At 53.4% G+C, this 26,484-nt stretch carries 27 protein-coding genes and 1 other RNA gene; 9 read left to right on the top strand and 19 right to left on the bottom strand.

The genetic code is table 11. The features are described from left to right. Position 1 precedes the first annotated feature (1 nt). Entirely contained in the window at positions 2 to 127 is a 126-nt protein-coding gene (locus tag ACO7SM_RS03805; protein ID WP_238929190.1) for a hypothetical protein, read from the top strand. Between the two features lie 141 nt (positions 128 to 268). Continuing rightward, entirely contained in the window at positions 269 to 817 is a 549-nt protein-coding gene (gene idi / locus ACO7SM_RS03800) for an isopentenyl-diphosphate Delta-isomerase (RefSeq protein ID WP_490469749.1), read from the top strand. Positions 818 to 866: 49 nt separating this feature from the next. On the opposite strand, the gene lysS is transcribed toward idi, so the two are convergent. The 5 genes from lysS to xerD all read right to left on the bottom strand — a co-directional run bounded on the left by lysS (position 867) and on the right by xerD (position 6,955). After that, positions 867 to 2,384 carry a lysine--tRNA ligase gene (gene lysS / locus ACO7SM_RS03795; RefSeq protein WP_490469748.1) on the bottom strand — a complete coding sequence of 506 codons (1,518 nt, stop codon included), beginning with the start codon at positions 2,382 to 2,384 and terminating at the stop codon, positions 867 to 869. Positions 2,385 to 2,393: 9 nt separating this feature from the next. Further along, positions 2,394 to 3,492 (bottom strand): peptide chain release factor 2 gene (prfB, locus tag ACO7SM_RS03790; protein ID WP_490469747.1). Its coding sequence is split into 2 segments (ribosomal slippage): positions 2,394 to 3,416 and positions 3,418 to 3,492, totalling 1,098 coding nucleotides; the frame shifts between segments, so codons are not numbered across the junction. A gap of 90 nt (positions 3,493 to 3,582) precedes the next feature. Continuing rightward, positions 3,583 to 5,316 (bottom strand): single-stranded-DNA-specific exonuclease RecJ, encoded by a 1,734-nt coding sequence (gene recJ, locus ACO7SM_RS03785; RefSeq protein WP_490469746.1) that lies wholly within the window; start codon positions 5,314 to 5,316, stop codon positions 3,583 to 3,585. A gap of 5 nt (positions 5,317 to 5,321) precedes the next feature. Further along, complete coding sequence (dsbC, locus tag ACO7SM_RS03780) at positions 5,322 to 6,035, bottom strand: bifunctional protein-disulfide isomerase/oxidoreductase DsbC (protein ID WP_490469745.1); 714 nt, start codon at positions 6,033 to 6,035, stop codon at positions 5,322 to 5,324. Positions 6,036 to 6,058: 23 nt separating this feature from the next. Next, positions 6,059 to 6,955, bottom strand: a complete 897-nt coding sequence (gene xerD, locus ACO7SM_RS03775; protein ID WP_490469744.1) for a site-specific tyrosine recombinase XerD — start codon at positions 6,953 to 6,955, stop codon at positions 6,059 to 6,061. A 110-nt stretch (positions 6,956 to 7,065) separates the two neighbouring features. Here xerD and fldB point away from each other — a divergent pair, with 110 nt between their 5' ends. Beyond that, the gene (gene fldB / locus ACO7SM_RS03770) at positions 7,066 to 7,587 is read left to right on the top strand and encodes a flavodoxin FldB (protein WP_490469743.1); all 522 of its coding nucleotides are present in this window, start codon (positions 7,066 to 7,068) and stop codon (positions 7,585 to 7,587) included. A 67-nt stretch (positions 7,588 to 7,654) separates the two neighbouring features. Here fldB and ACO7SM_RS03765 read toward each other — a convergent pair whose 3' ends face one another. From ACO7SM_RS03765 to ACO7SM_RS03755, 3 genes are read right to left on the bottom strand one after another with little or no spacing between them, the layout of a single operon-like run. Then, positions 7,655 to 8,068, bottom strand: a complete 414-nt coding sequence (locus ACO7SM_RS03765; protein WP_490469742.1) for a protein YgfX — start codon at positions 8,066 to 8,068, stop codon at positions 7,655 to 7,657. After that, positions 8,049 to 8,315 carry an FAD assembly factor SdhE gene (gene sdhE, locus ACO7SM_RS03760; RefSeq protein ID WP_490469741.1) on the bottom strand — a complete coding sequence of 89 codons (267 nt, stop codon included), beginning with the start codon at positions 8,313 to 8,315 and terminating at the stop codon, positions 8,049 to 8,051. The genes ACO7SM_RS03765 and sdhE overlap by 20 nt, the downstream gene beginning before the upstream one ends. Then, positions 8,305 to 8,532 carry a hypothetical protein gene (locus tag ACO7SM_RS03755; protein WP_490469740.1) on the bottom strand — a complete coding sequence of 76 codons (228 nt, stop codon included), beginning with the start codon at positions 8,530 to 8,532 and terminating at the stop codon, positions 8,305 to 8,307. The genes sdhE and ACO7SM_RS03755 overlap by 11 nt, the downstream gene beginning before the upstream one ends. 39 nt (positions 8,533 to 8,571) lie before the next feature. Between ACO7SM_RS03755 and ygfZ the strand changes: the two genes are divergently transcribed. Then, complete coding sequence (gene ygfZ / locus ACO7SM_RS03750) at positions 8,572 to 9,552, top strand: tRNA-modifying protein YgfZ (protein ID WP_490469739.1); 981 nt, start codon at positions 8,572 to 8,574, stop codon at positions 9,550 to 9,552. 77 nt (positions 9,553 to 9,629) lie between these two features. On the opposite strand, the gene trhA is transcribed toward ygfZ, so the two are convergent. Beyond that, entirely contained in the window at positions 9,630 to 10,289 is a 660-nt protein-coding gene (trhA, locus tag ACO7SM_RS03745; RefSeq protein ID WP_301699375.1) for a PAQR family membrane homeostasis protein TrhA, read from the bottom strand. A gap of 162 nt (positions 10,290 to 10,451) precedes the next feature. Further along, entirely contained in the window at positions 10,452 to 10,763 is a 312-nt protein-coding gene (gene yqfB / locus ACO7SM_RS03740) for a N(4)-acetylcytidine aminohydrolase (protein ID WP_490469738.1), read from the bottom strand. A gap of 52 nt (positions 10,764 to 10,815) precedes the next feature. Here yqfB and ACO7SM_RS03735 point away from each other — a divergent pair, with 52 nt between their 5' ends. After that, positions 10,816 to 11,544, top strand: coding sequence for a MurR/RpiR family transcriptional regulator (locus ACO7SM_RS03735; protein ID WP_490470860.1), 729 nt, complete (start codon positions 10,816 to 10,818; stop codon positions 11,542 to 11,544). Positions 11,545 to 11,665: 121 nt separating this feature from the next. Further along, positions 11,666 to 13,099: a 6-phospho-beta-glucosidase BglA gene (gene bglA / locus ACO7SM_RS03730; protein ID WP_490469737.1), complete on the top strand. Its 1,434-nt coding sequence runs from the start codon at positions 11,666 to 11,668 to the stop codon at positions 13,097 to 13,099. A gap of 73 nt (positions 13,100 to 13,172) precedes the next feature. On the opposite strand, the gene ACO7SM_RS03725 is transcribed toward bglA, so the two are convergent. From ACO7SM_RS03725 to ACO7SM_RS03690, 8 genes are all read right to left on the bottom strand, one after another. Next, on the bottom strand, positions 13,173 to 13,916 hold the full coding sequence (locus ACO7SM_RS03725) for an SDR family oxidoreductase (RefSeq protein ID WP_203360062.1): 744 nt from the start codon (positions 13,914 to 13,916) through the stop codon (positions 13,173 to 13,175). A 60-nt stretch (positions 13,917 to 13,976) separates the two neighbouring features. Continuing rightward, a complete protein-coding gene (gcvP, locus tag ACO7SM_RS03720) occupies positions 13,977 to 16,850 on the bottom strand; it encodes an aminomethyl-transferring glycine dehydrogenase (protein WP_490469736.1) in 2,874 nt (957 codons plus the stop codon). A gap of 178 nt (positions 16,851 to 17,028) precedes the next feature. Then, entirely contained in the window at positions 17,029 to 17,418 is a 390-nt protein-coding gene (gene gcvH, locus ACO7SM_RS03715) for a glycine cleavage system protein GcvH (RefSeq protein WP_162380169.1), read from the bottom strand. A gap of 25 nt (positions 17,419 to 17,443) precedes the next feature. Next, positions 17,444 to 18,538, bottom strand: coding sequence for a glycine cleavage system aminomethyltransferase GcvT (gcvT, locus tag ACO7SM_RS03710; RefSeq protein WP_490469735.1), 1,095 nt, complete (start codon positions 18,536 to 18,538; stop codon positions 17,444 to 17,446). 452 nt (positions 18,539 to 18,990) lie between these two features. Beyond that, a complete protein-coding gene (gene ubiI, locus ACO7SM_RS03705; RefSeq protein ID WP_490469734.1) occupies positions 18,991 to 20,193 on the bottom strand; it encodes an FAD-dependent 2-octaprenylphenol hydroxylase in 1,203 nt (400 codons plus the stop codon). Between the two features lie 132 nt (positions 20,194 to 20,325). Continuing rightward, complete coding sequence (gene ubiH / locus ACO7SM_RS03700) at positions 20,326 to 21,504, bottom strand: 2-octaprenyl-6-methoxyphenyl hydroxylase (protein ID WP_490469733.1); 1,179 nt, start codon at positions 21,502 to 21,504, stop codon at positions 20,326 to 20,328. Next, positions 21,501 to 22,826: a Xaa-Pro aminopeptidase gene (pepP, locus tag ACO7SM_RS03695; protein WP_490469732.1), complete on the bottom strand. Its 1,326-nt coding sequence runs from the start codon at positions 22,824 to 22,826 to the stop codon at positions 21,501 to 21,503. The genes ubiH and pepP overlap by 4 nt, the downstream gene beginning before the upstream one ends. Before the next feature lie 24 nt (positions 22,827 to 22,850). Then, positions 22,851 to 23,429 (bottom strand): YecA/YgfB family protein, encoded by a 579-nt coding sequence (locus ACO7SM_RS03690; RefSeq protein ID WP_490469731.1) that lies wholly within the window; start codon positions 23,427 to 23,429, stop codon positions 22,851 to 22,853. Positions 23,430 to 23,595: 166 nt separating this feature from the next. Here ACO7SM_RS03690 and zapA point away from each other — a divergent pair, with 166 nt between their 5' ends. From zapA to ACO7SM_RS03675, 3 genes are all read left to right on the top strand, one after another. Next, positions 23,596 to 23,925, top strand: coding sequence for a cell division protein ZapA (gene zapA / locus ACO7SM_RS03685; RefSeq protein ID WP_162380175.1), 330 nt, complete (start codon positions 23,596 to 23,598; stop codon positions 23,923 to 23,925). A gap of 41 nt (positions 23,926 to 23,966) precedes the next feature. Further along, a non-coding RNA gene (ssrS, locus tag ACO7SM_RS03680) (6S RNA) lies at positions 23,967 to 24,150 on the top strand. 20 nt (positions 24,151 to 24,170) lie between these two features. Further along, positions 24,171 to 24,785 carry a 5-formyltetrahydrofolate cyclo-ligase gene (locus ACO7SM_RS03675; protein WP_490469730.1) on the top strand — a complete coding sequence of 205 codons (615 nt, stop codon included), beginning with the start codon at positions 24,171 to 24,173 and terminating at the stop codon, positions 24,783 to 24,785. A 434-nt stretch (positions 24,786 to 25,219) separates the two neighbouring features. Here the strand turns inward: ACO7SM_RS03675 and serA are convergent, their stop codons facing one another. Then, positions 25,220 to 26,452 (bottom strand): phosphoglycerate dehydrogenase, encoded by a 1,233-nt coding sequence (gene serA, locus ACO7SM_RS03670; protein WP_490469729.1) that lies wholly within the window; start codon positions 26,450 to 26,452, stop codon positions 25,220 to 25,222. Between the last annotated feature and the right edge of the window lie 32 nt (positions 26,453 to 26,484).

Raw genomic sequence — 26,484 nt, 5'->3', positions numbered from 1 at the left:
AATGCATATTTTATTGCGCTGTATTCTGAGTGTTCTGCTGCTGATGCTTATCTCAATACCCGCCATTTCTGAAGGTATTGCTCTGGGTATTGAAAGTCGGTTCAATTTCATGCTGCTGTTTTTCTGACCCCTCTTTTGCTCCTGACCCCCGCGTCAAATGACGCGGGGGGCGTAATTCCTCGCCATCACAGACTTTCGTGAGAAATCATTCTGTCGCGATATTTCATGCCCTATAATGGTGTGTGCTTAACATTCACTGCGAGACATCATGCAACAGGAACACATTATTTTATTGGATGAGCAGGCCAGGCCTTCCGGTACACTGGAAAAATATGCGGGGCACACCCTCAATACCCCTTTACACCTCGCCTTCTCTTGCTGGTTGTTCAACGCGCAGGGCCAGCTTCTGGTCACCCGCCGCTCGCTAGCGAAAAAAGCGTGGCCTGGCGTCTGGACGAATTCGGTTTGCGGCCACCCACAGCAAGGAGAAAGCACTGAAGACGCCATTATTCGACGCTGCCGTTTTGAGCTGGGCGTGGAGATTTCCAGCCTGACCCCCGTCTATTCGGCGTTTCGATACCGTGCAACCGATCCAAACGGGATCGTGGAGAACGAAGTGTGTCCGGTCTATGCGGCGCGAATGGTCAGCGAACTCAGCGTGAATAACGATGAGGTGATGGAATACCAGTGGAGCGCGCTGGAGAAGGTTCTGGATGGGATTGGCGCCGCGCCGTGGGCGTTCAGTCCGTGGATGGTGATGCAGGCATCAAACGATGCAGCGCGTGAAGCATTGTTGCATTACAGCCACCAAAAATAAAAAACCCCGACGCATTTGCCGGGGTTGGATTTATCTGACGCCGTGAGGTTTATTTAACCGGACGCATCGCCGGGAACAGGATCACGTCGCGGATGGTGTGGCTGTTGGTGAACAGCATCACCATACGGTCGATACCAATGCCCAGACCCGCCGTCGGCGGCAAACCGTGTTCCAGAGCCGTCACATAGTCTTCGTCATAGAACATCGCTTCGTCATCGCCCGCATCTTTCGCGTTAACCTGATCCTGGAAACGCTGCGCCTGATCTTCAGCATCGTTCAGCTCGCTGAAACCGTTACCGATTTCACGGCCACCGATGAAGAATTCAAAGCGGTCAGTAATTTCTGGGTTGTCATCGTTACGACGCGCCAGTGGAGAGACTTCTGCCGGATATTCAGTGATGAAGGTCGGCTGAATCAGGTGCGCTTCCGCCACTTCTTCAAAGACCTCGGTCACGATACGGCCCAGACCCCAGCTCTTCTCTACTTTGATACCGATGCTTTGGGCAATCGCTTTAGCAGAATCGAAACTGTCCAGATCCGCCATATTCGTCTCTGGACGATATTTCTTGATGGCTTCACGCATGGTCAGTTTTTCGAACGGTTTACCAAAGTCGAAGACTTCTTCACCGTAAGGCACTTCAGTGGTGCCGAGAACGTCCTGCGCCAGCGTACGGAACAGAGATTCGGTCAGTTCGATCAGATCTTTGTAGTCCGCATACGCCATGTAGAGTTCCATCATGGTGAACTCTGGGTTATGACGAACGGAGATCCCTTCGTTACGGAAGTTACGGTTGATTTCGAATACGCGTTCGAAACCACCGACCACCAGACGCTTCAGATACAGTTCCGGCGCGATACGCAGGTACATATCCAGATCCAGCGCGTTATGATGGGTGATGAACGGGCGTGCTGCAGCGCCGCCTGGGATCACCTGCATCATCGGGGTTTCAACTTCCATAAAGCCACGACCCACCATGAACTGACGGATACCCGCCATGATCTGTGAGCGCACTTTAAAGGTGTTGCGGGATTCATCGTTAGAGATGAGATCCAGATAACGCTGACGGTAACGTGCTTCCTGATCCTGCAGACCGTGGAATTTATCTGGCAGCGGACGCAGCGCTTTGGTCAACAGACGCAGCTCGGTGCAATGGATAGACAGTTCACCCGTTTTGGTTTTGAACAGCTTACCTTTCGCGCCGAGGATGTCACCGAGATCCCATTTTTTGAACTGCTCGTTGTAGATACCTTCCGGCAGATCGTCACGGGAAACGTACAGCTGAATGCGGCCGCCGACGTCTTGCAGCGTAACAAAAGACGCTTTACCCATGATGCGGCGTGTCATCATACGACCCGCTACGGATACTTCGATATTCAGCGCTTCCAGCTCTTCGTTTTCTTTCGCGTCGAAGTCAGCATGCAGTTGGTCTGAGGTGTGATCGCGACGGAAATCATTCGGGAACGGGATACCCTGCTCGCGCAGGCCAGCCAGCTTCTCGCGGCGCGTTTTCAGTTCATTATTAAGATCGGCTACCGCGTCAGCGCCCTGTGCGTGTTGTTCAGACATGTTGGTTCCTCATAACCCTGCTTTCAAACTTGCTTCGATAAATTGATCCAGGCTGCCATCCAGCACCGCCTGCGTGTTACGGGTTTCAACCCCGGTACGCAAGTCTTTAATGCGGGAGTCATCAAGGACATATGAACGAATCTGGCTACCCCAGCCAATGTCAGATTTATTGTCTTCCATCGCCTGTTTCTCGGCATTTTTCTTCTGCATTTCCAGTTCATAAAGCTTCGCTTTCATCTGCTTCATGGCCTGGTCTTTGTTTTTGTGCTGAGAACGGTCGTTCTGGCACTGGGTGACCGTCCCGGTCGGAATGTGGGTGATACGCACCGCGGATTCCGTACGGTTAACGTGCTGTCCGCCCGCGCCGGATGCGCGATAGACGTCGATACGCAGGTCAGCCGGGTTGATATCGATATCGATATCATCGTCCACTTCCGGGTAAACAAACGCAGAACTAAACGACGTATGGCGACGACCGCCGGAGTCGAACGGGCTCTTACGCACCAGACGGTGAACGCCTGTTTCGGTACGCAGCCAGCCATACGCGTAATCGCCAGAGATCTTAATGGTCACGGATTTGATCCCTGCCACTTCACCTTCTGACTCTTCGATAATTTCTGTTTTAAAGCCGCGCGCTTCTGCCCAGCGCAAATACATACGCTCCAGCATGCTTGCCCAGTCCTGCGCTTCAGTACCGCCGGAGCCCGCCTGAATGTCGAGGTAGCAATCCGCGCTGTCATACTCACCGGAGAACATACGACGGAATTCCAGCTGCGCCAGTTTGTCTTCCAGCGAATCAAGTTCAGCAACGGCTTCGTTAAAGGTTTCTTCGTCGTCGGCTTCTACAGCCAGTTCCAGCAAGCCGGAAACATCTTCCAGTCCCTGCAACATTTGATCGAGCGTATCGACAATGGCTTCAAGGGAAGAACGTTCTTTCCCCAGCGCCTGAGCGCGTTCAGGTTCGTTCCAGACGTCCGGCTGCTCCAGCTCGGCGTTTACTTCTTCCAGACGCTCTTTCTTGGCATCGTAGTCAAAGATACCCCCTAAGAACGTCGGAGCGTTCCGTGAGGTCCTGAATGCGGTTATTTACCGGATTAATTTCAAACATGGTCTGATTTCTTTTATTGGACGAGTCAAAATGCGGTTATAAGGGCGGAATAGTAGCGGATTTCGCCCTTTAATTACAGTGAAAGTGATGCTAAATCGGCCAGATGTTATCAATGATAATCTGTAAACTGCGATTGCCGCGGAACTCGTTAATATCCAGCTTGTAGGCCAGTTCCACTTCGCGCACACCGTTGTCCGGCCAGCACGTCGTGTCGACGTTAAACGCAATGCCGTCGAGTAATGGGCCACCACCGACGGGTTCGACCATCACCTTCAGATGACGCTCCCCCACCAGCCGTTGCTGCAACAGGCGAAAACGTCCGTCAAACAACGGTTCAGGGAACATTTGTCCCCACGGCCCGGCATCGCGCAACAGTTGCGCCACTTCCATCGTCATCTCATCCGCGCTGAGCGGCCCGTCGGAAACCACTTCACCTTGCAAGAGCGCCGGATCCAGCCACTCGGTGACCAGTTCGCCAAAACGTTGCTGGAAGCGTTCAAACTGGGCTTCCTCGAGGGATAACCCTGCCGCCATCGCATGACCGCCAAACTTCAGCATCATGCCCGGATAGAGCGTATCTAAACGCTCCAGCGCATCGCGCATATGCAGTCCCTGAATCGAACGACCAGACCCTTTTAGGGTGCCGTCGCCCGCAGGGGCAAACGCAATCACCGGGCGGTGAAAACGCTCTTTAATACGAGAAGCCAGAATCCCAACGACCCCCTGGTGCCACTCGGGATGGTACATCGCCAGACCGCCGGGAAGCGTTTCACCGCTGCGCTCCAGCTTTTCGCACAGCGTCAGCGCTTCAGCCTGCATGCCCTGTTCTATTTCTTTGCGGGTCTGATTCAGCGCATCGAGTTCGTTGGCCAATACGCGCGCTTCACCAATGTTGTCGCACAGTAGCAACGCCACGCCAACGGACATATCATCCAGTCGGCCTGCCGCATTGAGTCGTGGCCCCAGGGCAAAACCCAGGTCGCTGGCCGCCAGTTTTTGCGGATCGCGATTAGAGATCTCCAGCAGCGCTTTAATACCCGGACGGCACTTGCCCGCCCGAATGCGGCTTAATCCTTGCCAGGTCAGAATGCGATTATTCACATCGAGCGGCACCACGTCCGCCACCGTCCCTAACGCGACCAGATCAAGCAAGTCCGCCAGATTCGGCGGCGCAATGCCACGCTCGTCAAACCACCCTTTATCACGCAGGAACGTCCGCAGCGCCAGCATCAAATAAAACGCAACGCCGACGCCCGCCAGTGACTTTGACGGAAAAGTACAGTCCCGCAAATTCGGGTTGATGATGGCCTCTGCGGCGGGCAGTGTGTCGCCCGGCAAGTGGTGATCGGTGACGACAACAGGGATCCCCAGCGCTTTCGCATGTTCCACGCCCGCATGGGAGGAGATGCCGTTATCCACGGTCACGATCAGTTGCGCGCCACGGGCATGCGCCTGATCCACCACTTCTGGACTTAAACCATACCCATCTTCAAAGCGGTTAGGCACCAGATAGCTGATGTTGCCACAGCCCAGCGCGCGCATTGCGAGCACGCTGAGCGCGGTGCTGGTCGCCCCGTCCGCATCAAAGTCACCCACGACGATAATGCACGTTCCCTCGCGAAAGGCGTTATAGAGGATCTCAACGGCCTTTTCGACACCGCTCAGTTGCTGCCACGGCAGCATGCCTTTAACGCTACGCTCAAGATCCTGCGCGCAACGCACTCCCCGGCTGGCGTACAAACGTCGCAGCAAAGGTGGCAAATCGCCGGGAAGATCAGCCGTCTCATCGGCTTCACGCCGACGCAGTTGTATCTGTTGTTTCACGCGAATTATTTACCGCTGGTCTGTTTCTGGTGCTCGTCAAGAAACGCTTTCATCTCTTTCGGGCCTTGATATCCGGGAACGACATAGCCGTTGCTTAACACGATTGCCGGCGTACCGCTGACGCCAAACTGCACGCCCAGCGCATAATGGTCAGCGATATTCACGTCGCAACTGGCAGCAGTGACGCTCTTGCCCGCCATCGCATCATCAAAGGCTTTATTTTTGTCTTTTGCACACCAGATGGACTTCATATCTTGCTCAGCCTGGCTTGCCAGCCCCTGGCGTGGGAAGGCCAGATAACGCACGGTGATCCCCAGCGCGTTATAGTCTTTCATCTCTTCATGCAGCTTGTGACAGTAGCCGCAGGTGATGTCGGTGAAAACGGTAATGACGTGTTTTTCCTGCGCCGCCTTATAGACGATCATCTCTTTTTCCAGCGCGTTCAGGTGATTCATCAGCAATTTATTGGTGACGTTGACCGGATGGGCGCCGCTGACGTCATACATCGGCCCCTGGATAATGTGTTTACCGTCTTCAGTCACGTACAGCACGCCGCTGTTGGTCATCACCGTTTTCATTCCGGCAACCGGCGCCGACTGAATCTCAGTGCTCTGTACACCCAGTTTAGCCAGCGACTGTTTTATCGCGGCGTCGTCGGCATGGGCCATACCCGTAAACGCCGTCGCCAGCAGGGTGAACATCACAATACTTTTTTTCATAACCTATCCTTTCCTGTCAGCATTCACGCTCTGGGGTGATGCTGTTGATGAAGTTGACGCAAGCGCTCGGTCGCGACATGAGTATAGATTTGCGTCGTCGAGAGATCGCTATGCCCGAGCAGCATCTGCACAACGCGTAAATCCGCGCCATGATTGAGCAAATGCGTGGCAAAGGCGTGACGCAAAACGTGTGGCGACAATTTCTCGCTGTCGATCCCCGCCAGCACGGCATAGTGTTTAATTCGGTGCCAGAACGTCTGGCGCGTCATCTGCTGCGCACGTTGGCTGGGAAACAAAACATCAATCGACACGCCGTTTAACAACCAGGGACGGCCATGCTCGAGATACGTTTCCAGCCAGTACACTGACTCTTCGCCCAGCGGAACCAGCCGTTCTTTGTTTCCCTTACCGATGACCCGCACAACCCCCTGGCGCAGGCTAATGTCGCTCATTGTTAGCCCCACCAGTTCAGAAACTCGCAGCCCTGTGGCATACAAAATTTCAAGCATGGCTTTATCGCGTAACTCCAGCGGTTGGTCAACCACGGGCGCCTGTAATAATCTCTCAACTTGCGCTTCACTGAGATCTTTCGGCAACCGCTGCGGGAGTTTAGGCGACGCCAGCGTCGCGCTCGGATCGTCAGCGCGTATCTTCTCGCGATAAAGATGTTGGAAAAGCCGTCGTACCGCACTCAGCAATCGCGCGGTACTGGTCGCTTTATACCCACCGTCCATCCGTTCTGCCAGCAACGCCTGTAAATCGTCACTTTGCGCCGTCTCCAGTGACACGTCGCGGTGCGCGAGCCACTCCACCAGCATGGTCAGGTCGCGTCGATAGGCGCTCAGCGTATTTTCCGCCAGATTTTTCTCCAGCCAAAGCGCATCAAGGAATTGTTCGATACGTGCGAGATCCTGCTCCACTTTCGCCCCTTATTCCATTCTCATTTTTGATGCATTATGCCTCATTGTGCCGTGAATGCAGCGATTCTGGTACACTACCGGCAACGACAGCAGAATCGAGATGTTACGTAATGAACATGGGTCTTTTTTACGGTTCCAGCACGTGTTACACCGAAATGGCGGCAGAAAAAATCCGCGATATTCTGGGGCCCGAGCTGGTGACATTGCACAACCTCAAGGATGACGCCCCTACCTTAATGGAGCAGTATGATGTGCTCATTTTAGGTATCCCTACCTGGGATTTCGGTGAAATTCAGGAGGACTGGGAAGCCGTCTGGGAACAACTGGACTCTCTCAATCTGGAAGGCAAAATCGTCGCGCTTTACGGCATGGGCGACCAGTTGGGATACGGTGAATGGTTCCTGGATGCGCTTGGCATGTTGCATGACAAACTCGCCACCAAAGGGGTGAAATTTGTCGGCTACTGGCCAACGGAAGGATACGAGTTCACCAGCCCTAAACCGGTGATTGCCGATGGGCAACTGTTTGTCGGTCTGGCGCTGGATGAAACCAATCAGTACGACCTTAGCGACGAGCGCATTCAGGCCTGGTGTGAGCAAATTCTCAGTGAGATGGCTGAACACTATTCCTGAAACCAGCGCCGTTAAAAGATCGCTTTCTGACGCTTCTCACTGACGAACCAGGCATTCCGCCCGTTCGTCAGTGCTTCTGTTGTTCCGCTTGCTGCAACATTACCCGACGCAACTCACGCCATTCTTTTTCATCCATGCTATCCGCCGCCAGCCATAAATGCTGACGTCGACCGCTATCCGAGCGCAAACGCAACATCATTCCCGTTTTGAGCATCCAGGGTGCACTCTGAATCGCCCACTCCAGCCCCTGCCAGCGCAAACGCCCATCCATCAGCAATTTAATCTCGCCCTGACGGGTATTGATACGCCGCTGGCTGCGTACGCAATCGAACACCACCAGTGAGAGCAATATCAGCCACAAAGGGGTATAGCTCAATGGCCAGGGCATCAACAAAATCAATGCGGCAACCAACCCATGAAGAAGCAGGGACAACCACTGTGCGCGCCAGGAGACGCGTAAATCAGATTGCCACAGGACCACGTTCCCGATTCCGTGTCTGGATGAGTCTCACCATCTGCTCCAGTTCTGCATCTGCCGGTTTACCATGATTCATTAACCAGTTAAATAAATCCGGATCATCGCATTCCAGCAAACGAATAAAAGTGCGTTTTTCATCATCACTGAGGCTATCGTACTCATGTTCGAAAAACGGCATGATGGAAATGTCGAGCTCACGCATACCACGACGGCATGCCCAGTGAATACGTGCTTTATTGTTAATATCCATGTTCTTCTTCCTGTCTCGCGAAAATGAAGTACCCGGCTATTGTAACGTGTTTTTCATGTTCTTTTGCGGGAATCTCCATCATCGGAAGCACGATCGCTAAATAAAAAGTCATAGCCTCAAATGCGTCATCCATTTTGCATGGCGCTTCGCAAAGCAGACGAAAGGGCACAAATGGAATGTCTAAAGCACTTGCAATGGGCAATAGCTCTTTTACCATTAGTCATTATTACGGCGTTAAGCAAATCAGGACATTATTATGGCTTTTACACCTTTTCCTCCTCGTCAGCCTTCAGCATCGGCGCGTTTGCCTCTGACGTTGGTAACATTAGATGACTGGGCGCTGGCCACCATTACCGGCGCAGACTGCGAAAAATATATCCAGGGGCAGGTCACTGCCGACGTAAGTCAACTGACAGAGCATCACCATGTCCTGGCCGCCCATTGCGATGCCAAAGGAAAAATGTGGAGCACTCTTCGTTTGTTCCGTGATGGCGATGGATTTGCCTGGATTGAGCGCCGCAGTCTGCGCGATGCCCAACTGACTGAACTGAAAAAGTACGCCGTGTTCTCTAAAGTCGTCATTGCGCCTGATGATGAACGCGTTCTGCTTGGCGTCGCTGGGTTTCAGGCACGCGCAGCACTGGCACCTCTCTTTAGTGAACTGCCGGACGCCGAAAACCCGGTAGTAACGAAAGGGGCGTCTACGTTGCTGTGGTTTGAACATCCGTCAGAGCGCTTCCTGCTGGTAACCGATGTCGCCACGGCAGAAACCCTGACCGAAAAATTACGTGGCGAAGCCGCGCTTAACAACAGCCAGCAGTGGCTTGCGCTGGATATTGAAGCCGGTATCCCGGTCATTGACACGGTAAATAGCGGACAGTTTATTCCTCAGGCAACCAATCTTCAGGCGCTGGGAGGAATCAGCTTTAAGAAAGGCTGCTATACCGGTCAGGAAATGGTTGCTCGTGCGAAATTCCGTGGCGCGAACAAACGGGCGCTGTGGTCTCTGGTGGGGGTTGCCAGTCGGGTGCCGGAAGCGGGTGACGATCTTGAACTGCAGATGGGTGAAAACTGGCGTCGTACCGGTACGGTTCTCGCCGCAGTACAGTTAGACGATGGCCGATTGCGGGTACAAGTTGTGATGAATAACGACATGGAAGCCGACAGCGTATTTCGCGTTCGCGACGATGCCAACACATTGCACATTGAACCGCTGCCGTATTCGCTGGAAGAATAAGATATTAATGCCGGATGGCGGCTTACGATGTGCTTTTACAGGCCGGATAAGCGCAAACGCTATCCGGCAACAACGGTTCATGCCTGTCCGACATACAGATAAATCGCCAGGAAATGGCAGACGCTGCCTCCCAGCACAAAACCGTGCCAGATTGCATGGTTATAAGGAATGCGTTTGCAGACGTAGAAAATCACACCCAGCGAGTAAATCACGCCGCCGACCGCCAGCAACGTCACGCCACCCGCCGCCAGTTTGACCGCGAGCTGATACACCACAATCAGCGACAGCCACCCCATCGTCAGATACGTCACCAACGAGAGCACTTTAAACCGATGCGCGATGGTCAGCTTGAACAGTATTCCCAGCAGCGCCAGACTCCAGATAACGATCATCAGTCCATGCGCCAGCGGTGAATCCAACCCTACCAGCAGAAACGGTGTGTAAGTCCCCGCTATCAACAGGTAAATCGCGCAATGGTCGAATTTTTTCAACCACACTTTCGCTCGTTGATGGGGGATTGCGTGATACAACGTAGAGGCGAGAAACAGCAGAATCATGCTGCCGCCGTACAGGCTATAGCTGGTAATTGCCGTGACACTGGCATGGCTGTCTGCAGCCTGCACCAGCAGCAGAACCAGACCCACAATACCAAATACCAACCCAATACCGTGGCTAACGCTGTTGGCAATTTCTTCTGCCAGAGAATATCCCTGCTTAATTAAAGGTTTTTCAGCCATGAGCTACTCCGGAGAAACGTTCACGTTCGTGATTGCCTCTCTAGCGTAACTGAGAATGGTTCCAGTGAACACCTGTTAGCTCAAATAAATATCCAGTTTAAAATAAGCATTATAAATCATGCAATTAAATTAATTTTTTCAACTAACAACTGTTCTCAACAATCAAAGGCATTTAAAATCAATCACATAAAATTGTGACTGCCCAGGGTAAATTTCGGTAATCACCCGCTTCAACTCATCAAGAGACATGTTTTCTTGTTGCGCATGTTTTTCACCGATCGTGTCCAGGGTTACGGTAGAGGTTCCTGTGACTTTGATGGTGCAGAAATAGCCGTCATCTTCAAAGCGCCCCACGCGCAGAACATCCCCCACGTTAAAATGAGACTCTGAGGCGTCCCGGAGGGTAATGGTTTTCCGCCCGGCCAAAATGTCATCCTGAAAGCGCTGAAAAAAAGTGATGTCGTTTGGCTGCATGTTATTATTTCCTGAAGATGAAGTCTGATGAGTGAGTATTGCCATTGTGAGTATGTTCTCCCACGCTGCCATCGCCAGTCTCAACAATCTTGAGATGTTGGTCTACAACTATGTCATCAAAAATCGCGATAACATCGTCTACATGACTATTCGCGAACTGGCTGACGCTGCAGGGGTTTCGACCACCACGGTGCTGCGCTTTTGCCGCAAACTGAACTGTGATGGCTACTCTGAGTTTCGCGTACGGTTTAAATTATATTTAGAACAGAATGAACCGCAACAGGCTAATTTCGGTGCAAGCGAAATTATCAGTTTTTTTAAAAGTGTGAATAATGACGAGTTTGATAAATTACTCGATCAGGCGGTAGAGATTATTTTATCTTCCGAGCGAATTATATTCGTCGGTGCCGGAACCTCCGGCGCCTTAGCTAAATATGGTGCGCGCTTTTTCTCAAACGTTGGGAAATTCAGTAACCACATTGATGATCCTTATTTCCCTGTCACCAATGATATGGCCAGAAATGCCCTTGCGATCGTGCTTTCAGTCTCTGGGGAAACCGCAGAGATCCTGCGTTTTGCCAGCCAGTTCAGCCTGCATAACTGCAAAGTATTGTCTGTTACCAGCCATGAACACTCCGCACTGGCAAAACTGGCCGACTTTAATCTCTCCTGGCATGTGCCGCAAACGCGTATTGCCGGTGTTTATGATATTACAACACAGATCCCTGTCATTTATATTCTTGAAACATTAGGCCGTAAACTGGCGAAAAAATTAGCGTAAAAAAACAATTTGTTTTTTCGATGTAACAAGTCACAACGCGGCTATTTTGTTATATCGTGACATTTCAATTCCCTTTGTTAGACTCAAAATCAGAAGATCATTAATTTGAGATTGAGCCCAGATGAAAAAACTCACCTTACCGAAAGATTTCTTATGGGGCGGCGCAGTCGCTGCCCACCAGGTTGAAGGCGGCTGGAACAAAGGCGGCAAAGGCCCAAGTATTTGTGACGTACTGACCGGCGGCGCACACGGCGTTCCGCGTGAAATCACCCAGCACGTGGTGCCGGGAAAATACTATCCCAACCACGAAGCGGTCGATTTCTATGGGCGGTACAAAGACGATATTAAGCTCTTCGCAGAAATGGGCTTTAAATGCTTTCGAACCTCGATCGCCTGGACCCGTATCTTTCCACAAGGTGACGAAACCCAACCGAACGAAGAAGGGCTGCAATTCTACGACGACATGTTCGATGAGTTGCTCAAATACAATATCGAACCCGTTATCACCCTCTCCCACTTCGAAATGCCGTTGCATCTGGTACAACAGTACGGAGGCTGGACTCACCGTAAGGTGGTGGATTTCTTTGTGCGCTTCGCTGAAGTGGTGTTTGAACGCTACCAGCACAAAGTCAAATACTGGATGACCTTCAACGAGATAAACAATCAGCGGAACTGGCGCGCGCCATTGTTTGGTTACTGCTGTTCCGGTGTGGTCTACACCGAACATGAAAACCCGGAAGAGAGCCTGTATCAGGTTCTGCACCATCAGTTTGTCGCCAGCGCTCTGGCAGTGAAAGCGGCGCGCCGTATTAATCCTGCAATGAAAGTCGGCTGTATGCTGGCGATGGTGCCGCTTTATCCCTTCTCCTGCAAACCCGAAGATGTCATGTTCACCCAGGAATCCATGCGTGAGCGCTATGTCTTTACCGACGTTCAGCTTCGCGGTTACTACCCCTCTTATGTGCTGAACGAATGGGAACGCCGCGGTTTTAACATCAAAATGGAAGAAGGAGATGACGCGGTTCTGCGTGAAGGAACCTGTGATTATCTTGGTTTCAGCTATTACATGACCAACGCCGTGAAAGCCGAAGGCGGCAGTGGCGATGCCATTTCCGGCTTCGAAGGCAGTGTCCCAAATCCACATGTGAAAGCCTCGGATTGGGGGTGGCAAATTGACCCGACGGGTCTGCGTTACGCGCTTTGCGAACTGTATGAACGCTATCAGAAACCGTTGTTTATCGTGGAAAACGGGTTTGGCGCCTACGACAAAGTGGAACAAGACGGCAGCATCAACGATGACTACCGTATCGACTATCTGCGTGCCCACGTCGAAGAAATGATGAAAGCCGTGACCTATGATGGCGTGGATCTAATGGGCTACACTCCGTGGGGCTGCATCGACTGCGTATCTTTCACCACCGGACAGTACAGCAAGCGCTACGGCTTTATCTATGTGAATAAGCATGACGACGGCACTGGCGATATGTCACGCTCACGTAAGAAGAGCTTTAACTGGTATAAAGAGGTGATTGCCAGCAACGGCGAGACGCGCTAATTTTTTGCCGCCTTATCCAGCCTACACATCCCGTTGTAGGTCGGGTAAGGCGTAGCCGCCACCCGACAAAAAACTATTTGCCACCCGCCAGCTCAAGAAAACTGCCCGTCACATACGACGCCTTCTCACTCAACAGCCAGACAATCGCCTGAGCCACCTCTTTCGGTTGCCCGCCACGCTGCATAGGTAACGTAGACTTAACGCGATCAACCCTGCCAGGCTCACCGCCGGAAGCATGCATGTCGGTATAGATAAGGCCAGGACGCACGCAGTTCACACGTATCCCTTGCGCCGCAACCTCCAGCGCCAGCCCGGTGGTGAGCGTATCTACCGCCCCTTTCGACGCAGCGTAATCGACATACTCGAAAGGTGCGCCAAGCCGTGCTGCCGCCGAGGAGACATTCACAATCGCCCCGCCTTTGCCGCCATGCTTAAGCGACATTCGCTTCACGGCCTCCCGGCAACAGAGGAAATAACCGGTCACGTTAGTGGCCAGCACGCGATTAATCCGTTCGGCGGTCAGATTTTCTACCGTGCTTTGTTCAAATAAAATCCCGGCGTTATTCACCAGCGCCGTCAACGGTTCGCCGGTACGATCGAGAGATTCAAACATCGCCATCACCTGGCTTTCATCGCTAATGTCAGCACGCAGGGCGAATGCCTTACCGCCCGCAGCGACAATCGTGTTGACCACTTCCGTTGCCGCGCGGATATTGTGATGAAAGTTGACGGCGACGGTGTAACCCTCTGTCGCCAGTTGTAATGCGGTTGCGCGCCCGATCCCCCGACTGCCGCCCGTTACCAGTGCGATTGCCATACTATTCTCCCAAAAAATAAAGGCGCCGAAGCGCCTTTAAAAGATAGTTGAAGCGGAAAATTACTGGTATTCGCTCATCGGTACGCAAGAGCAGAACAGATTACGGTCACCGTAAACATCGTCGAGACGTTTTACCGTCGGCCAGTATTTGTTCTCTACGCCCGCCGGGAACACGGCGATTTCACGGGTGTATCCATGATTCCACTCCGCCACCAGCTCATTCTGAGTGTGCGGCGCGTTAACCAGAGGGTTATCTTCCAGTGGCCACTCGCCCGCTTTCACGCGATCGATTTCGGCACGAATCGCCAGCATCGCATTGATAAAGCGATCCAGTTCAACCTTGCTTTCGGATTCCGTCGGTTCCACCATCAGCGTACCCGCCACCGGGAAGGACATGGTCGGTGCATGGAAACCGTAGTCAATCAGGCGTTTGGCGATATCCAGTTCACTGATGCCCGTCTCTTCTTTCAGTGGGCGAATATCGAGAATGCATTCGTGCGCCACGCGGCCATCACGACCCGTGTACAGCACCGGGTATGCATCTTTCAGACGGCTGGCAATGTAGTTAGCATTGAGAATAGCCACCTGGCTTGCTTTTTTCAGCCCCTCTGCGCCCATCATGCGGATGTACATCCAGCTAATCGGCAGAATAGAAGCGCTACCGAACGGAGCCGCAGATACCGCGCCCTGACGGGTCAGCATGCCTTCGATCTGCACCACGCTATGACCTGGCACAAACGGCGCCAGATGCGATTTCACCCCGATAGGGCCCATACCTGGGCCGCCACCGCCGTGCGGAATGCAGAAGGTTTTATGCAGGTTGAGGTGCGATACATCTGCGCCGATAAAGCCTGGCGTAGTGATACCGACCTGCGCGTTCATGTTTGCGCCGTCAAGGTAAACCTGGCCGCCAAACTGGTGAACGATTTCGCACACTTCACGGATCGTCTCTTCATACACACCGTGGGTGGACGGGTACGTCACCATGATGCAAGAGAGGCTGTCGCCGTGCTGTTCCGCTTTCTCACGCAGATCCACCAGATCGATGTTGCCCTGTTTGTCGCACGCGACGACAACGACCTGCATCCCCGCCATTTGCGCGGATGCCGGGTTAGTACCGTGGGCTGACGCCGGGATAAGACAGATATCGCGATGCCCTTCGTTGCGGCTCTCGTGGTAATGACGAATCGCCAACAGACCCGCATATTCACCCTGCGCACCTGAGTTTGGCTGCATGCACACGGCGTCGTAACCGGTCAGTTTAACCAGCCAGTCAGAAAGTTGGCTGATCATCTGGTGATACCCTTCAGCCTGATCCGCCGGGCAGAAAGGATGCAGTTCAGCAAATTCCGGCCAGGTAATCGGGATCATCTCGGCAGCGGCGTTCAGCTTCATGGTGCAGGAACCCAGTGGGATCATCGCCTGATTCAGCGCCAAATCTTTGCGTTCCAGAGAGTGCATGTAACGCATCATCTCGGTTTCGCTGTGATAGCGGTTAAACACCGGATGCGCCAGGATCTCGTCGTCACGCAGCATGCTGTCCTGAATAGAACGGCTGTCATACGCAACGTCTTTGTCCAGCGTGTCGATATTCAGGCCATGGTTTTCACCAAGCAGCACGGAGAACAACGCCAGCACGTTTTCACGGGTGGTCGTTTCATCCAGCGTGATGCCGACCGCATTGTGGATATCGCTACGCAGATTGATTTCTGCCGTTTCCGCGCGCGCCAGCACCGCAGCTTTGTCAGCTACTTCAACGCACAGGGTGTCAAAGTAGTGCGCATGGCGCAGCTTCATCCCTTTCTGTTGCAGGCCGGTTGCCAGAATATCGGTCAGGCGATGAATGCGATTTGCAATGCGTTTCAGCCCTTCAGGCCCATGATAAACCGCATACAGGCTGGCGATATTGGCCAGCAGCACCTGAGAGGTACAAATGTTGGAGTTCGCTTTCTCGCGACGAATATGCTGCTCGCGGGTCTGCATCGCCATGCGCAGAGCGGTATTGCCCGCCGCATCTTTTGATACGCCGATAATACGGCCTGGCATAGAGCGTTTGAATTCATCTTTCGCGGCAAAGAATGCCGCATGCGGGCCGCCGTAGCCCATCGGCACGCCAAAGCGTTGTGCAGAACCGAAAACGATATCTGCGCCTTGTTTGCCTGGTGCGGTCAGCAGAACCAGCGCCATAAAATCGGCGGCGACGCTGACCACAATTTTGCGCGACTTCAGCTCGGTAATCAGCGCGCTGTAATCGTGTACTTCCCCGGTTGTGCCCACCTGCTGTAACAGCACGCCAAACACATCCTGGTGATCAACCACTTTTGCGGCGTCGTCGACGATCACGTCAAAACCGAAGGTTTCCGCACGGGTGCGAACCACGTCCAGCGTTTGAGGATGCACGTCGGAGGCGACGAAGAAACGGTTAGCGTTTTTCAGCTTACTCACGCGTTTCGCCATGGCCATCGCTTCGGCCGCCGCAGTCGCTTCGTCGAGCAGAGACGCAGAAGCCATATCCAGGCCAGTCAGATCCAGCGTCACCTGCTGGAAGTTGAGCAGCGATTCCAGACGCCCCTGGGAGACTTCCGGCTGGTATGGCGTATACGCGGTGTACCAACCCGGATTCTCTAACATATTGCGCAGGATAACCGGCGGCAATTGCACGGCGGTGTAGCCCATGCCGATGTAAGACGTGAAGCGCTTATTGCGGCTGGCGATCGCTTTGAGTTCTGCCAGCGCAGCATATTCGGTCGCAGCTTCACCCACCTGCGGCGGGGTCGCAAGCTGAATATCTTTCGGCACAATCTGGCCGATCAGCGCGTTTAACGACTCGGCGCCAACGGCATTCAGCATTTCTTGCTGTTGCGCAGCGTCCGGTCCGATGTGGCGTTCAATGAAAGCGCCGCTGTTTTCAAGCTGGCTTAACGTCTGTGTCATGGGCGATGGTTCCTGAAACGTGCAGTGAATCGTAGGTGTCTCTACTTACCTGAATACGCAAAATAATTCGCGTTGCAGGAAGGCGGCAAGTCAGTGAATCCCCAGGAACGTACATAAGTACGTGACTGGGGTGAACGAGCGCAGCCAACGCGCCTGCAGCGCGAAGTATGAAGCGTATTTATTCGTCTTCTAACAGGGCTTCGTATGCAGTGGCATCCAGCAGCGCGTCGATTTCGCTCGCGTCGTTGGCTTTGATTTTGAAAATCCAGCCGCCCGCATACGGTTCGCTGTTGATAAGCTCCGGAGAGTCGCTGAGCGCGTCGTTAACGGCCACGATCTCGCCTCCTACCGGCGCATAAATATCAGAGGCCGCTTTGACGGACTCTGCGACCGCGCAATCATCGCCTGCGCTAACGGTGCTGCCGACGTCTGGCAGATCGACAAACACCATGTCGCCCAACAGTTCCTGAGCGTGCTCGGTAATGCCCACGGTGTAAGTACCGTCCGCTTCTTTACGCAGCCATTCGTGTTCTTTGCTGTATTTCAGTTCTGCAGGTACGTTGCTCATCAATCAATCTCCAAAAAAGGATGAATCACGCGACGGCTTTGCCGTTACGCACAAAAACAGGTTTCGTTACTTTTACCGGCATCTCGCGGTTACGGATCTGCACAATCGCCGTTTCACCAATGCCCGCTGGCACTCGCGCCAGCGCAATGCTGTAACCCAGCGTCGGAGAGAAAGTGCCGCTGGTGATAATGCCTTCCTGCGTGTTGCCCTGCGCATCGATAAAGCGAACCGGCAACTCATTACGCAACACGCCTTTTTCCGTCATGATAAGACCGACCAACTGCTCGTGCCCTTTTTCACGCTGCGTTTCCAGCGCTTCGCGACCGATAAAATCACGGTCGGTCGGTTCCCAGGCAATAGTCCAGCCCATGTTGGCGGCTAATGGAGAAATGCTTTCGTCCATCTCCTGGCTGTACAGGTTCATGCCTGCTTCCAGACGCAACGTATCACGCGCGCCCAGACCACACGGCTTCACGCCTGCTTCCACCAGCGCACGCCAGAAATCTGCCGCCTTTTCATTTGGCATGGCGATTTCATAGCCCGCTTCACCGGTATAACCGGTTGTCGCAATGAAGAGATCGCCCGCCTGGACGCCAAAGAACGGTTTCATCCCGTCGACTGCGCGACGCTGTTCTTCAGTAAACAACGCGGCTGCTTTCGCCTGCCCGTTTGGCCCCTGTACGGCAATCAACGACAGATCGTCACGGACGGTAATGTCGATGGCATAAGGTTCGGCGTGTTGGGAAATCCAGGAGAGGTCTTTTTCGCGGGTGGCGGAGTTAACAACGAGGCGGAAGAAATCTTCAGTGAAGTAGTAGACGATAAGGTCATCTATCACGCCGCCCGAGGCATTAAGCATACCGGAGTAGAGGGCTTTCCCGGTTTTCGTTAGCTTTGCCACGTCATTTGCCAGCAGATAACGCAAAAACTCCCGGGTGCGGCTGCCTCGCAGATCGACAATCGTCATATGCGAAACATCAAACATACCGGCATCGGTGCGCACAGCATGATGCTCATCGAGCTGGGAACCGTAATGCAGCGGCATCATCCAGCCATGGAAATCGACCATTCGTGCGCCACATAACGTGTGTTGTTCGTACAAAGGAGTCTGTTGAGCCATCTTTTCCTCGTTGAATAAGCAGGGCTTACAACCATTTCGTGATGAAATTTACGCCACGAAACCCGTCATCGAAGCCACGTTATGGCCTCAACGCAAACGTTCTCTTTTCCATTGAACTTACCACCGAAACTGGCGCTTAACCATAAGGTAAAATTAACTATCACATTAGCTTATGCCAAAAAACGGCAAAGCAGACCACAGAACAAAAAACCAAAAATATAATTAACAGACCTATAACATGCAAACCACAAGCGCAATCCATCGAGATTATCGATATTAAATTCTAAAAAAATGTCAAAAATCGAGACGAGAGAAAATCATGATATAAAAAAATCTAATGCGAAAAACGGCGTGGAATTAGATTATTTCAAATGAGAGGAGTCCCCCGGCGCGAAGGCCGGGAGAAGAAAGTGTGACGGGTCTCAAACTCTTAGAAGCGGGGGCGAAATTTCTTAACGAAGCCACTCAGGCAAATCATTCAGTCCCATCGCCTGACGGATAAGTTGCGGTTTTACACCAGGGAGGGTATCGGCCAGTTTCAGACCAATGTCGCGCAGCAATTTCTTCGCCGGATTCTCCCCAGCAAACAGCTCGCGAAAACCTTGCATACCTGCCAGCATCATGGCGGCACTGTGCTTACGGCTACGCTCATAACGACGCAAATACAGATATTGACCAATATCTTTGCCCTGGCGCTGCAAGCGCTTCAGTTCGTCGATAAGTTCCGCAGCATCCATAAAGCCGAGGTTAACTCCCTGCCCCGCCAGCGGATGGATGGTGTGGGCGGCATCACCGACCAGTGCCAGACGATGGGCGGCAAACTGGCGCGCATAGCGCCCCGTCAGCGGGAAGACCTGACGTTCGCTTTCCACGCGACACAACCCGAGACGGTTATCAAACGCAATATTCAATGCCCGGTTGAATTCCTCTTCGCTCGCATGTTGCATCCGCTCAGCCTCTTGCGGCGAAAGCGACCAGACAATAGAGCAAAGATGCGGATCGACGAGGGGCAGAAATGCGAGAATACCTTCGCCATGAAACGCCTGGCGAGCAACGGCATCATGCGCCTCTTCGGTACGAATAGTCGCGACCAGCGCATGGTGGCGATAGTCCCAGAAGGTCAGCGGAATATCTGCTTTACTGCGCAGCCAGGAGTTTGCGCCGTCTGCCCCAACCACCAGGCGAGCAGTTAACATCGAGCCATCTTTCAGGGTCAGAAACGTTTCATTTTCCCCCCAGGCCACCTGCTGCAGTTCTGCGGGAGCCATCAGCGTAACATCCGAGGATTGCTGCGCTTTTTGCCACAGAGCGTAGTGGATCACCGTATTTTCAACGATATGCCCAAGATGGCTGTAGCCCATGCTTTTATCATCGAACGCAATGCGTCCAAAGCTGTCTTTGTCCCAGACTTCCATGCCGTGATAGCAACTGGCCCGACGGGCAACGATATCTGACCACACGCCGAGACGCGTGAGCAATTTTTCACTGGCAGCATTAATGGCCGACACGCGAAGCGCCGGTGGAGCATCATTTTCCAGTGGCTGAGGGACATGCTGTTCCAGCACGGCGACACGTAAGCCGCTACCCTGTAAGCCGCAGGCGACGGCCAGACCCACCATGCCGCCACCCACAATAGCTACATCAACACTTTGCACTGTTTGTTCCTCGAAAATGGGACTCTCAAAAACCGTAGGCCGGATAAGGCGAAGCCGCCATCCGGCATTGTTAGTTGCCCGATGGCGCTACGCTTATCAGGCCTGCCAGGTTCTGCGGCCTACAGGTCATATTTAACGCGCTACCCAACCCAGGGTCCGCTCCGCCAGCACATCGCGTGCCGGTGTCAATAATTCCATTGCCATCAACCCGATATTGCGTCCGACAACCAGCGGCGCCCAGTGGTTGGCAAACAGATAAACCAGACTGTTCGTCACGCCAATTGTTGTTTCACGGTCTGCCTGTCGACGTTGTTGATAACGCGACAGCACGCGATATTCGCCGATGTCTTCGCCAGCTTGCCCTGCCTGGGTCAGCGTTTCGGCAAGACTCATCACATCGCGCAATCCAAGATTAAAACCTTGTCCGGCGATAGGGTGCAGTGTCTGCGCGGCATTTCCCACCAGCACCGTACGATGGGTGACGGCTTTGACCGCCGTCGTCAGCGAAAGCGGATAGGCGCTGCGTTTCCCCGCCTGGGTAATACGTCCCAGTCGCCAGCCAAATGCGTTCTGCAATTCATGGCAAAACTGTTCATCGGACCAGGCCATCACCTCTTCACGTCGCTCCAGCGGATGACACCACACCAGTGAGCAGCGCCCGGCAGACATTGGCAACATCGCCAGTGGGCCATGCCGGGTAAAGCGCTCAAATGCACGACCTTCATGAGGCACAGAGACAGCCACGTTGGCGATGACCGCTAATTGTTCGTATGGCGTTTGCTGCCAGTCCACGCCGCAGGCCGTTGCCAGCGCAGAACGCGTGCCATCAGCCGCAACCAAAACGTCGCCGGTAATCACATTACCGTTTTCCAGCGTGACATTGACCTGCTCCTGCGTGCGCGAAACCGTCGCAACGCGAGCGGGGCAATGCAGCGTCACGCCCGGTGCTTTGCGCAACAGTCCGAACAAACGCTGACCGACATCGTGCAACTCAACGACCTGTCCTAACGCCGCAATACGATAATCTTGCGCATCCAGGGTCACAAACCCGGCATGCCCGCGATCGCTAACGTGAACGGTATTGATGGCCGTTGCGCAATCGGCAATCGCCTGCCAGATACCCATCCGTGCCAGTTGCTGACAAGTCCCTGCCGCCAGAGCTATCGCCCGGGAGTCGAAACCGGGGTGATCCTGTGCTTCAGGCGCCGTCGCTTCAATCAGATGCACCGGCAGTTTGCCATGACTCAATTGAGATATTGCCAGCGCCAGCGTCGCGCCGGCCATCCCGCCGCCTACGATAATCACGCTCATTGTTGACGCGCCGCAGCCATTAAGGCTTCGATGTCGTCCGCGTTTTTCACTACGCTGGCGGTCAGGTTTTCGTTACCGGTTTGTGTGATGACGATGTCATCTTCAATTCGGATACCAATACCGCGATACGCTTCCGGTACGTCGGCATCCGGCGCGATGTAAAGACCAGGTTCAACGGTCAGAACCATACCTGGCTCAAGCAGACGGGAGCGATCCTTACCATAGGTGCCGACATCATGCACATCCAGCCCCAGCCAGTGACTCAGGCCATGCATAAAGAAAGGACGATGGGCGTTATCGGCGATCAGTTGATCGATTTCGCCCTTCAGGATACCCAGTTTCACCAGGCCAGTTACCATAATGCGCACCACCTCGCCGGTCACGTCCTGAATGGAGGTGCCCGGGCGATACAGACGTAAACTGGTTTCCAGCGACGCCAGCACAATGTCGTAAATCTCGCGCTGAGCGGGCGTGAATTTGCCGTTGACCGGGAAGGTTCGCGTGATGTCTCCGGCATACCCTTTGTATTCACATCCGGCGTCAATCAACACCAGCGAGCCATCGCGCATTTCGCTTTCATTTTCGGTGTAATGCAGGATGCAGCCATTTGCGCCGCTGCCAACGATGGTGTTATAGGAAGGATAACGTGCGCCGTGACGGGTAAATTCGTGATGAATCTCCCCTTCCAGTTGATACTCAAACATGCCCGGACGGCATTTCTCCATCGCCCGCGTATGCGCCAGTGCGCTTACCTCTCCGGCACGCCGCATGACGGCGATTTCTTCTGCGGATTTAAACAGGCGCATCTCATGCACCATCGGGCGCCAGTCGGTGAGCGTCGCGGGCGCTTTCAGATTCTGACGCGCCCCTTTGCGCAGTTTATCCAGCGCGGTAAAGACAATTTCATCCGCCCAGGCATACTCGCCTTGCGCGTGATACACCACATCCAGGCCATTAAGCAGTTGGAAGAGTTGCTGGTTAATCTCGCTGAACGCCAGTGCGCGATCCACGCCCAGCTTTTCTGGCGCGGCATCCTGCCCAAGACGACGACCAAACCAGATCTCCGCAGTCAGGTCGCGAACCCGGTTAAACAAAACGCTGTGGTTATGAGTGTCATCGCTTTTAATCAGCACCAGCACAGCTTCCGGTTCATTAAAACCGGTGAAATACCAGAAGTCGCTACTTTGGCGATACGGATATTCACTGTCCGCGCTACGCGTCGCTTCTGGCGCGGCGAAAATCAGCGCCGCACTGCCTGACGGCATTTGCGCCAGCAATGCCTGGCGACGACGCAGGTATTCTTGCAGGGATAGTTCGCTCATAACACTCTCCTTGGCGTTTTGTTCTTAGTGCAGGGTCGGTTTGCGCACTTCCGGCGCGGTTGGCTGCTGACGCGTGAAGGTGTCGTGGCACAGCAGCGCCGCAACACGCACATATTCGATGATCTCTTCGAGCGACATCTCCAGCTGTTCCTGATCTTCGTCTTCGTCATAGCCCAACTGCGCAATGTTGCGCAGGTCGTCAATCGCTTCGCCGGTTTCACCCGTCACTTTGTCGAGCTTAGGCTGTGTGACGCCAAGGCCGAGTAAAAAGTGGTTGACCCAACCCGCCAGCGCATCGGCGCGATCGAACACGCTGACATCGTCTCCTTCAGGCAGAAAAAGCTGAAAAAGAAAGCCGTCATCTTCCAGCGCATCGCTGGTTGCAGCATGCATTTTGCGCAATGCTTGCGCCAGTTCATGACCAAAGGCCAGACCTTCGTTTGTCAGGTCATGAAGCAGCGGCTGCCAGGAGCTGTCGTTGTTGCCACCGCAAATCATTCCGCTGATCAAACCGTGCATTTCAGCAGGGGTCAATCCAGCCCCTTGTTGGGTCAAAAACTGGTTCATTTCGGTGTAACCAGGCATTTCGTTCTGTATAGACATAAGCATTCGTCATCAAAGGGAGGATATTCATGATATGCTACCACTTTGGACCCTGGTGAACCAGAAAAGGGCTTGTATCTTCATACCAGGGTAGCTATAGTGTCGCCCCTTCGCGAACCCTGGGTTCACAGACGAAGGCAGCGCAGTCAATCAGCAGGAAGGTGGCATGTCTGCACAACCCGTCGATATCCAAATATTTGGCCGTTCACTGCGAGTGAATTGCCCGCCTGAACAAAAGGATGCGTTGAATCAGGCAGCGGACGATCTTAATCAGCGGTTGCAAGATCTAAAAGTTCGCACTAGAGTCACAAATACTGAGCAGTTGGTTTTCATCGCTGCATTGAACATCAGCTATGAATTAGCTCAGGAAAAAGCGAAGACGCGTGACTACGCGGCGAGCATGGAACAACGTATTCGGATGCTGCAACAGACCATCGAACAAGCGTTGCTTGATCAGGGTCGCATAACCGAAAAAACGGGCCAAAACTTTGAATAACACTTTTCGGTTTACTATGGTAGAGTGACCGTGAAGACAAAATTTCTCTGAGATGTTTGCAAGCGGGCCAGTCCCCTGAGCCGATATTTCATACCACAAGAATGTGGCGCTCCACGGTTGGTGAGCATGCTCGGTTCGTCCGAGAAGCCTTAAAACTGTGACGACGCATTCACCTTGAACCAAGGGTTCAAGGGTTACAGCCTGCGGCGGCATCTCGGAGATTCCCCTTCTACCTACCAACAGCTATGACACAACTTCCCGAACTCCCTTTATCCCGACAAGAAATCCGCCAGCTAATACGTCAACGTAGACGAGCACTGACTCCTCAGCAGCAAACCCATTTCGGCCAGCTCGCGGCGAACAGAATGCTTGCTTACCCGCCGGTAGTCATGGCGCACACTGTCGCGTTATTTCTCTCGTTCGATGGCGAGCTCGACACGCAACCGCTGATCGAACAACTCTGGCGGGCAGGCAAACGTGTTTATCTCCCTGTCCTGCATCCGTTTAGCCCCGGTAATTTACTGTTTCTGCACTATCATCCCCAAAGCGAACTGGTCACCAATCGCCTGAAGATTCAGGAGCCAAAACTGGATGTGTGCGACGTATTGCCGCTGGCGCAACTGGATGTGCTGGTAACGCCGTTAGTGGCGTTTGACGAAGAAGGGCAGCGTCTGGGTATGGGCGGTGGATTTTATGACCGGACATTGCAGAACTGGCGGCAACACAAGATCCAACCGGTAGGCTACGCCCATGACTGTCAGTTAGTCGAAAAACTGCCGGTTGAAGAGTGGGATATTCCCTTACCGGCGGTAGTGACACCGTCGAAAGTGTGGGAATGGCCGGCGCCTTCTTCCCATTGACACCGCTTTTTTTTTGACCTAAATTTCTCGGTAAAGGGTGAGGGAGGCGAACCTCCCTCCTGCTTCCTCTCTGTTAATATGCTGGCCAGGCGATGATTAACAGGATTAGCAGCATGATGACGTATCTCATCATCGTCCCTTTCCTTTTTTAAGCCCCTGCTTCGGTAGGGGCTTTTCCGTTTCAGCCCTATGCTGAAGCCTCTATCGTAAATTCCTTTTTCTGATGCTCAACGCGCCACGATGCCTTTAATTGCCGATTGCGGCAACGCTCGTAAACAGGATGTATACGTTGCAAGAGGACTCAACTGCGACAGGAAACGACTCAGGGATGTTCATCCGAACCGGGCGACGTCTGTGCCTGGCCGGGACTACGAAGTGGATGAGTACACGAAATAAGACCCGGTAGCGTCGCGCCACCGGGCAGGACAGGTAAATTAGTACAGCAAACGCGCGCGAATGGTGCCCGGGAGCGCCTTCATCGCCAGCAGTGCTTTCTCCGCCACATCTTCATCGGCTTCAATATCAATGACCACATAACCCACTTGTGCAGAGGTTTGCAGATATTGCGCCGCAATGTTGACGCCCTGCTCAGCAAAAATCTGGTTAAGCGCCGTTAATACGCCTGGACGGTTTTCGTGGATGTGCATCAAACGGCGGCCGCCGTGCAGCGGCAGTGACACTTCCGGGAAGTTAACCGCAGAAAGCGTGGAGCCGTTGTCAGAATATTTCGTCAGTTTACCGGCAACTTCAAGACCGATATTTTCCTGCGCTTCCTGAGTTGAGCCACCAATGTGCGGGGTCAGGATCACGTTGTCGAACTCACACAGCGGCGAGGTGAAAGGATCGCTGTTGGTTGCCGGCTCCGTCGGGAAGACGTCGATCGCGGCACCCGCCAAATGTTTGGTTGCCAGCGCATCGCACAGTGCCGGAATATCCACAACTGTTCCACGCGCGGCGTTGATCAGCAGTGCACCCGGCTTCATCAACGCAATCTCTTTCGCGCCCATCATGTTTTTGGTCGAGGCGTTTTCCGGTACGTGCAGGCTCACGACATCGCTCATGTTCAGCAAATCGGAGAGGTGCTGTACCTGAGTCGCATTACCCAGCGGTAATTTGTTTTCAATGTCATAGAAGTAGACATGCATCCCCAGCGATTCCGCCAGAATACCCAACTGAGTACCGATATGACCGTAGCCAATGATGCCCAGTTTTTTGCCACGCGCTTCAAAAGAGCCCGATGCCAGTTTATTCCAGACGCCACGATGCGCTTTGGCATTTGCCTCCGGCACGCCGCGAAGCAGAAGCAGCAGCTCACCAATCACCAATTCTGCGACAGAACGGGTATTTGAGAATGGCGCGTTAAACACGGGGATCCCGCGTTTTGACGCCGCGCTCAAATCAACCTGGTTAGTGCCGATGCAGAAACAGCCAATCGCCACCAGTTTCTCTGCCGATTCAATCACATCCTCTGTCAGATGAGTACGGGATCGCAGGCCAATGAAGTGGGCATCACGGATCGATTCTTTCAGTTGCTCGGCATCCAGAGCGCCTTTATGGAATTCGATGTTGGTATAACCTGCTGCGCGAAGGTTTTCCAGTGCACGTTGGTGCACGCCTTCAACCAGCAGAAATTTAATTTTGTCTTTCTCCAGCGATACCTTTGCCATTTCCCCGATCCTGTCTTTTTATCAATCTGATG

The sequence above is a fragment of the Citrobacter sp. LJND-P06 genome, assembly GCF_058188415.1.
This window is presented reverse-complemented; position numbering and strand designations above follow the sequence as displayed.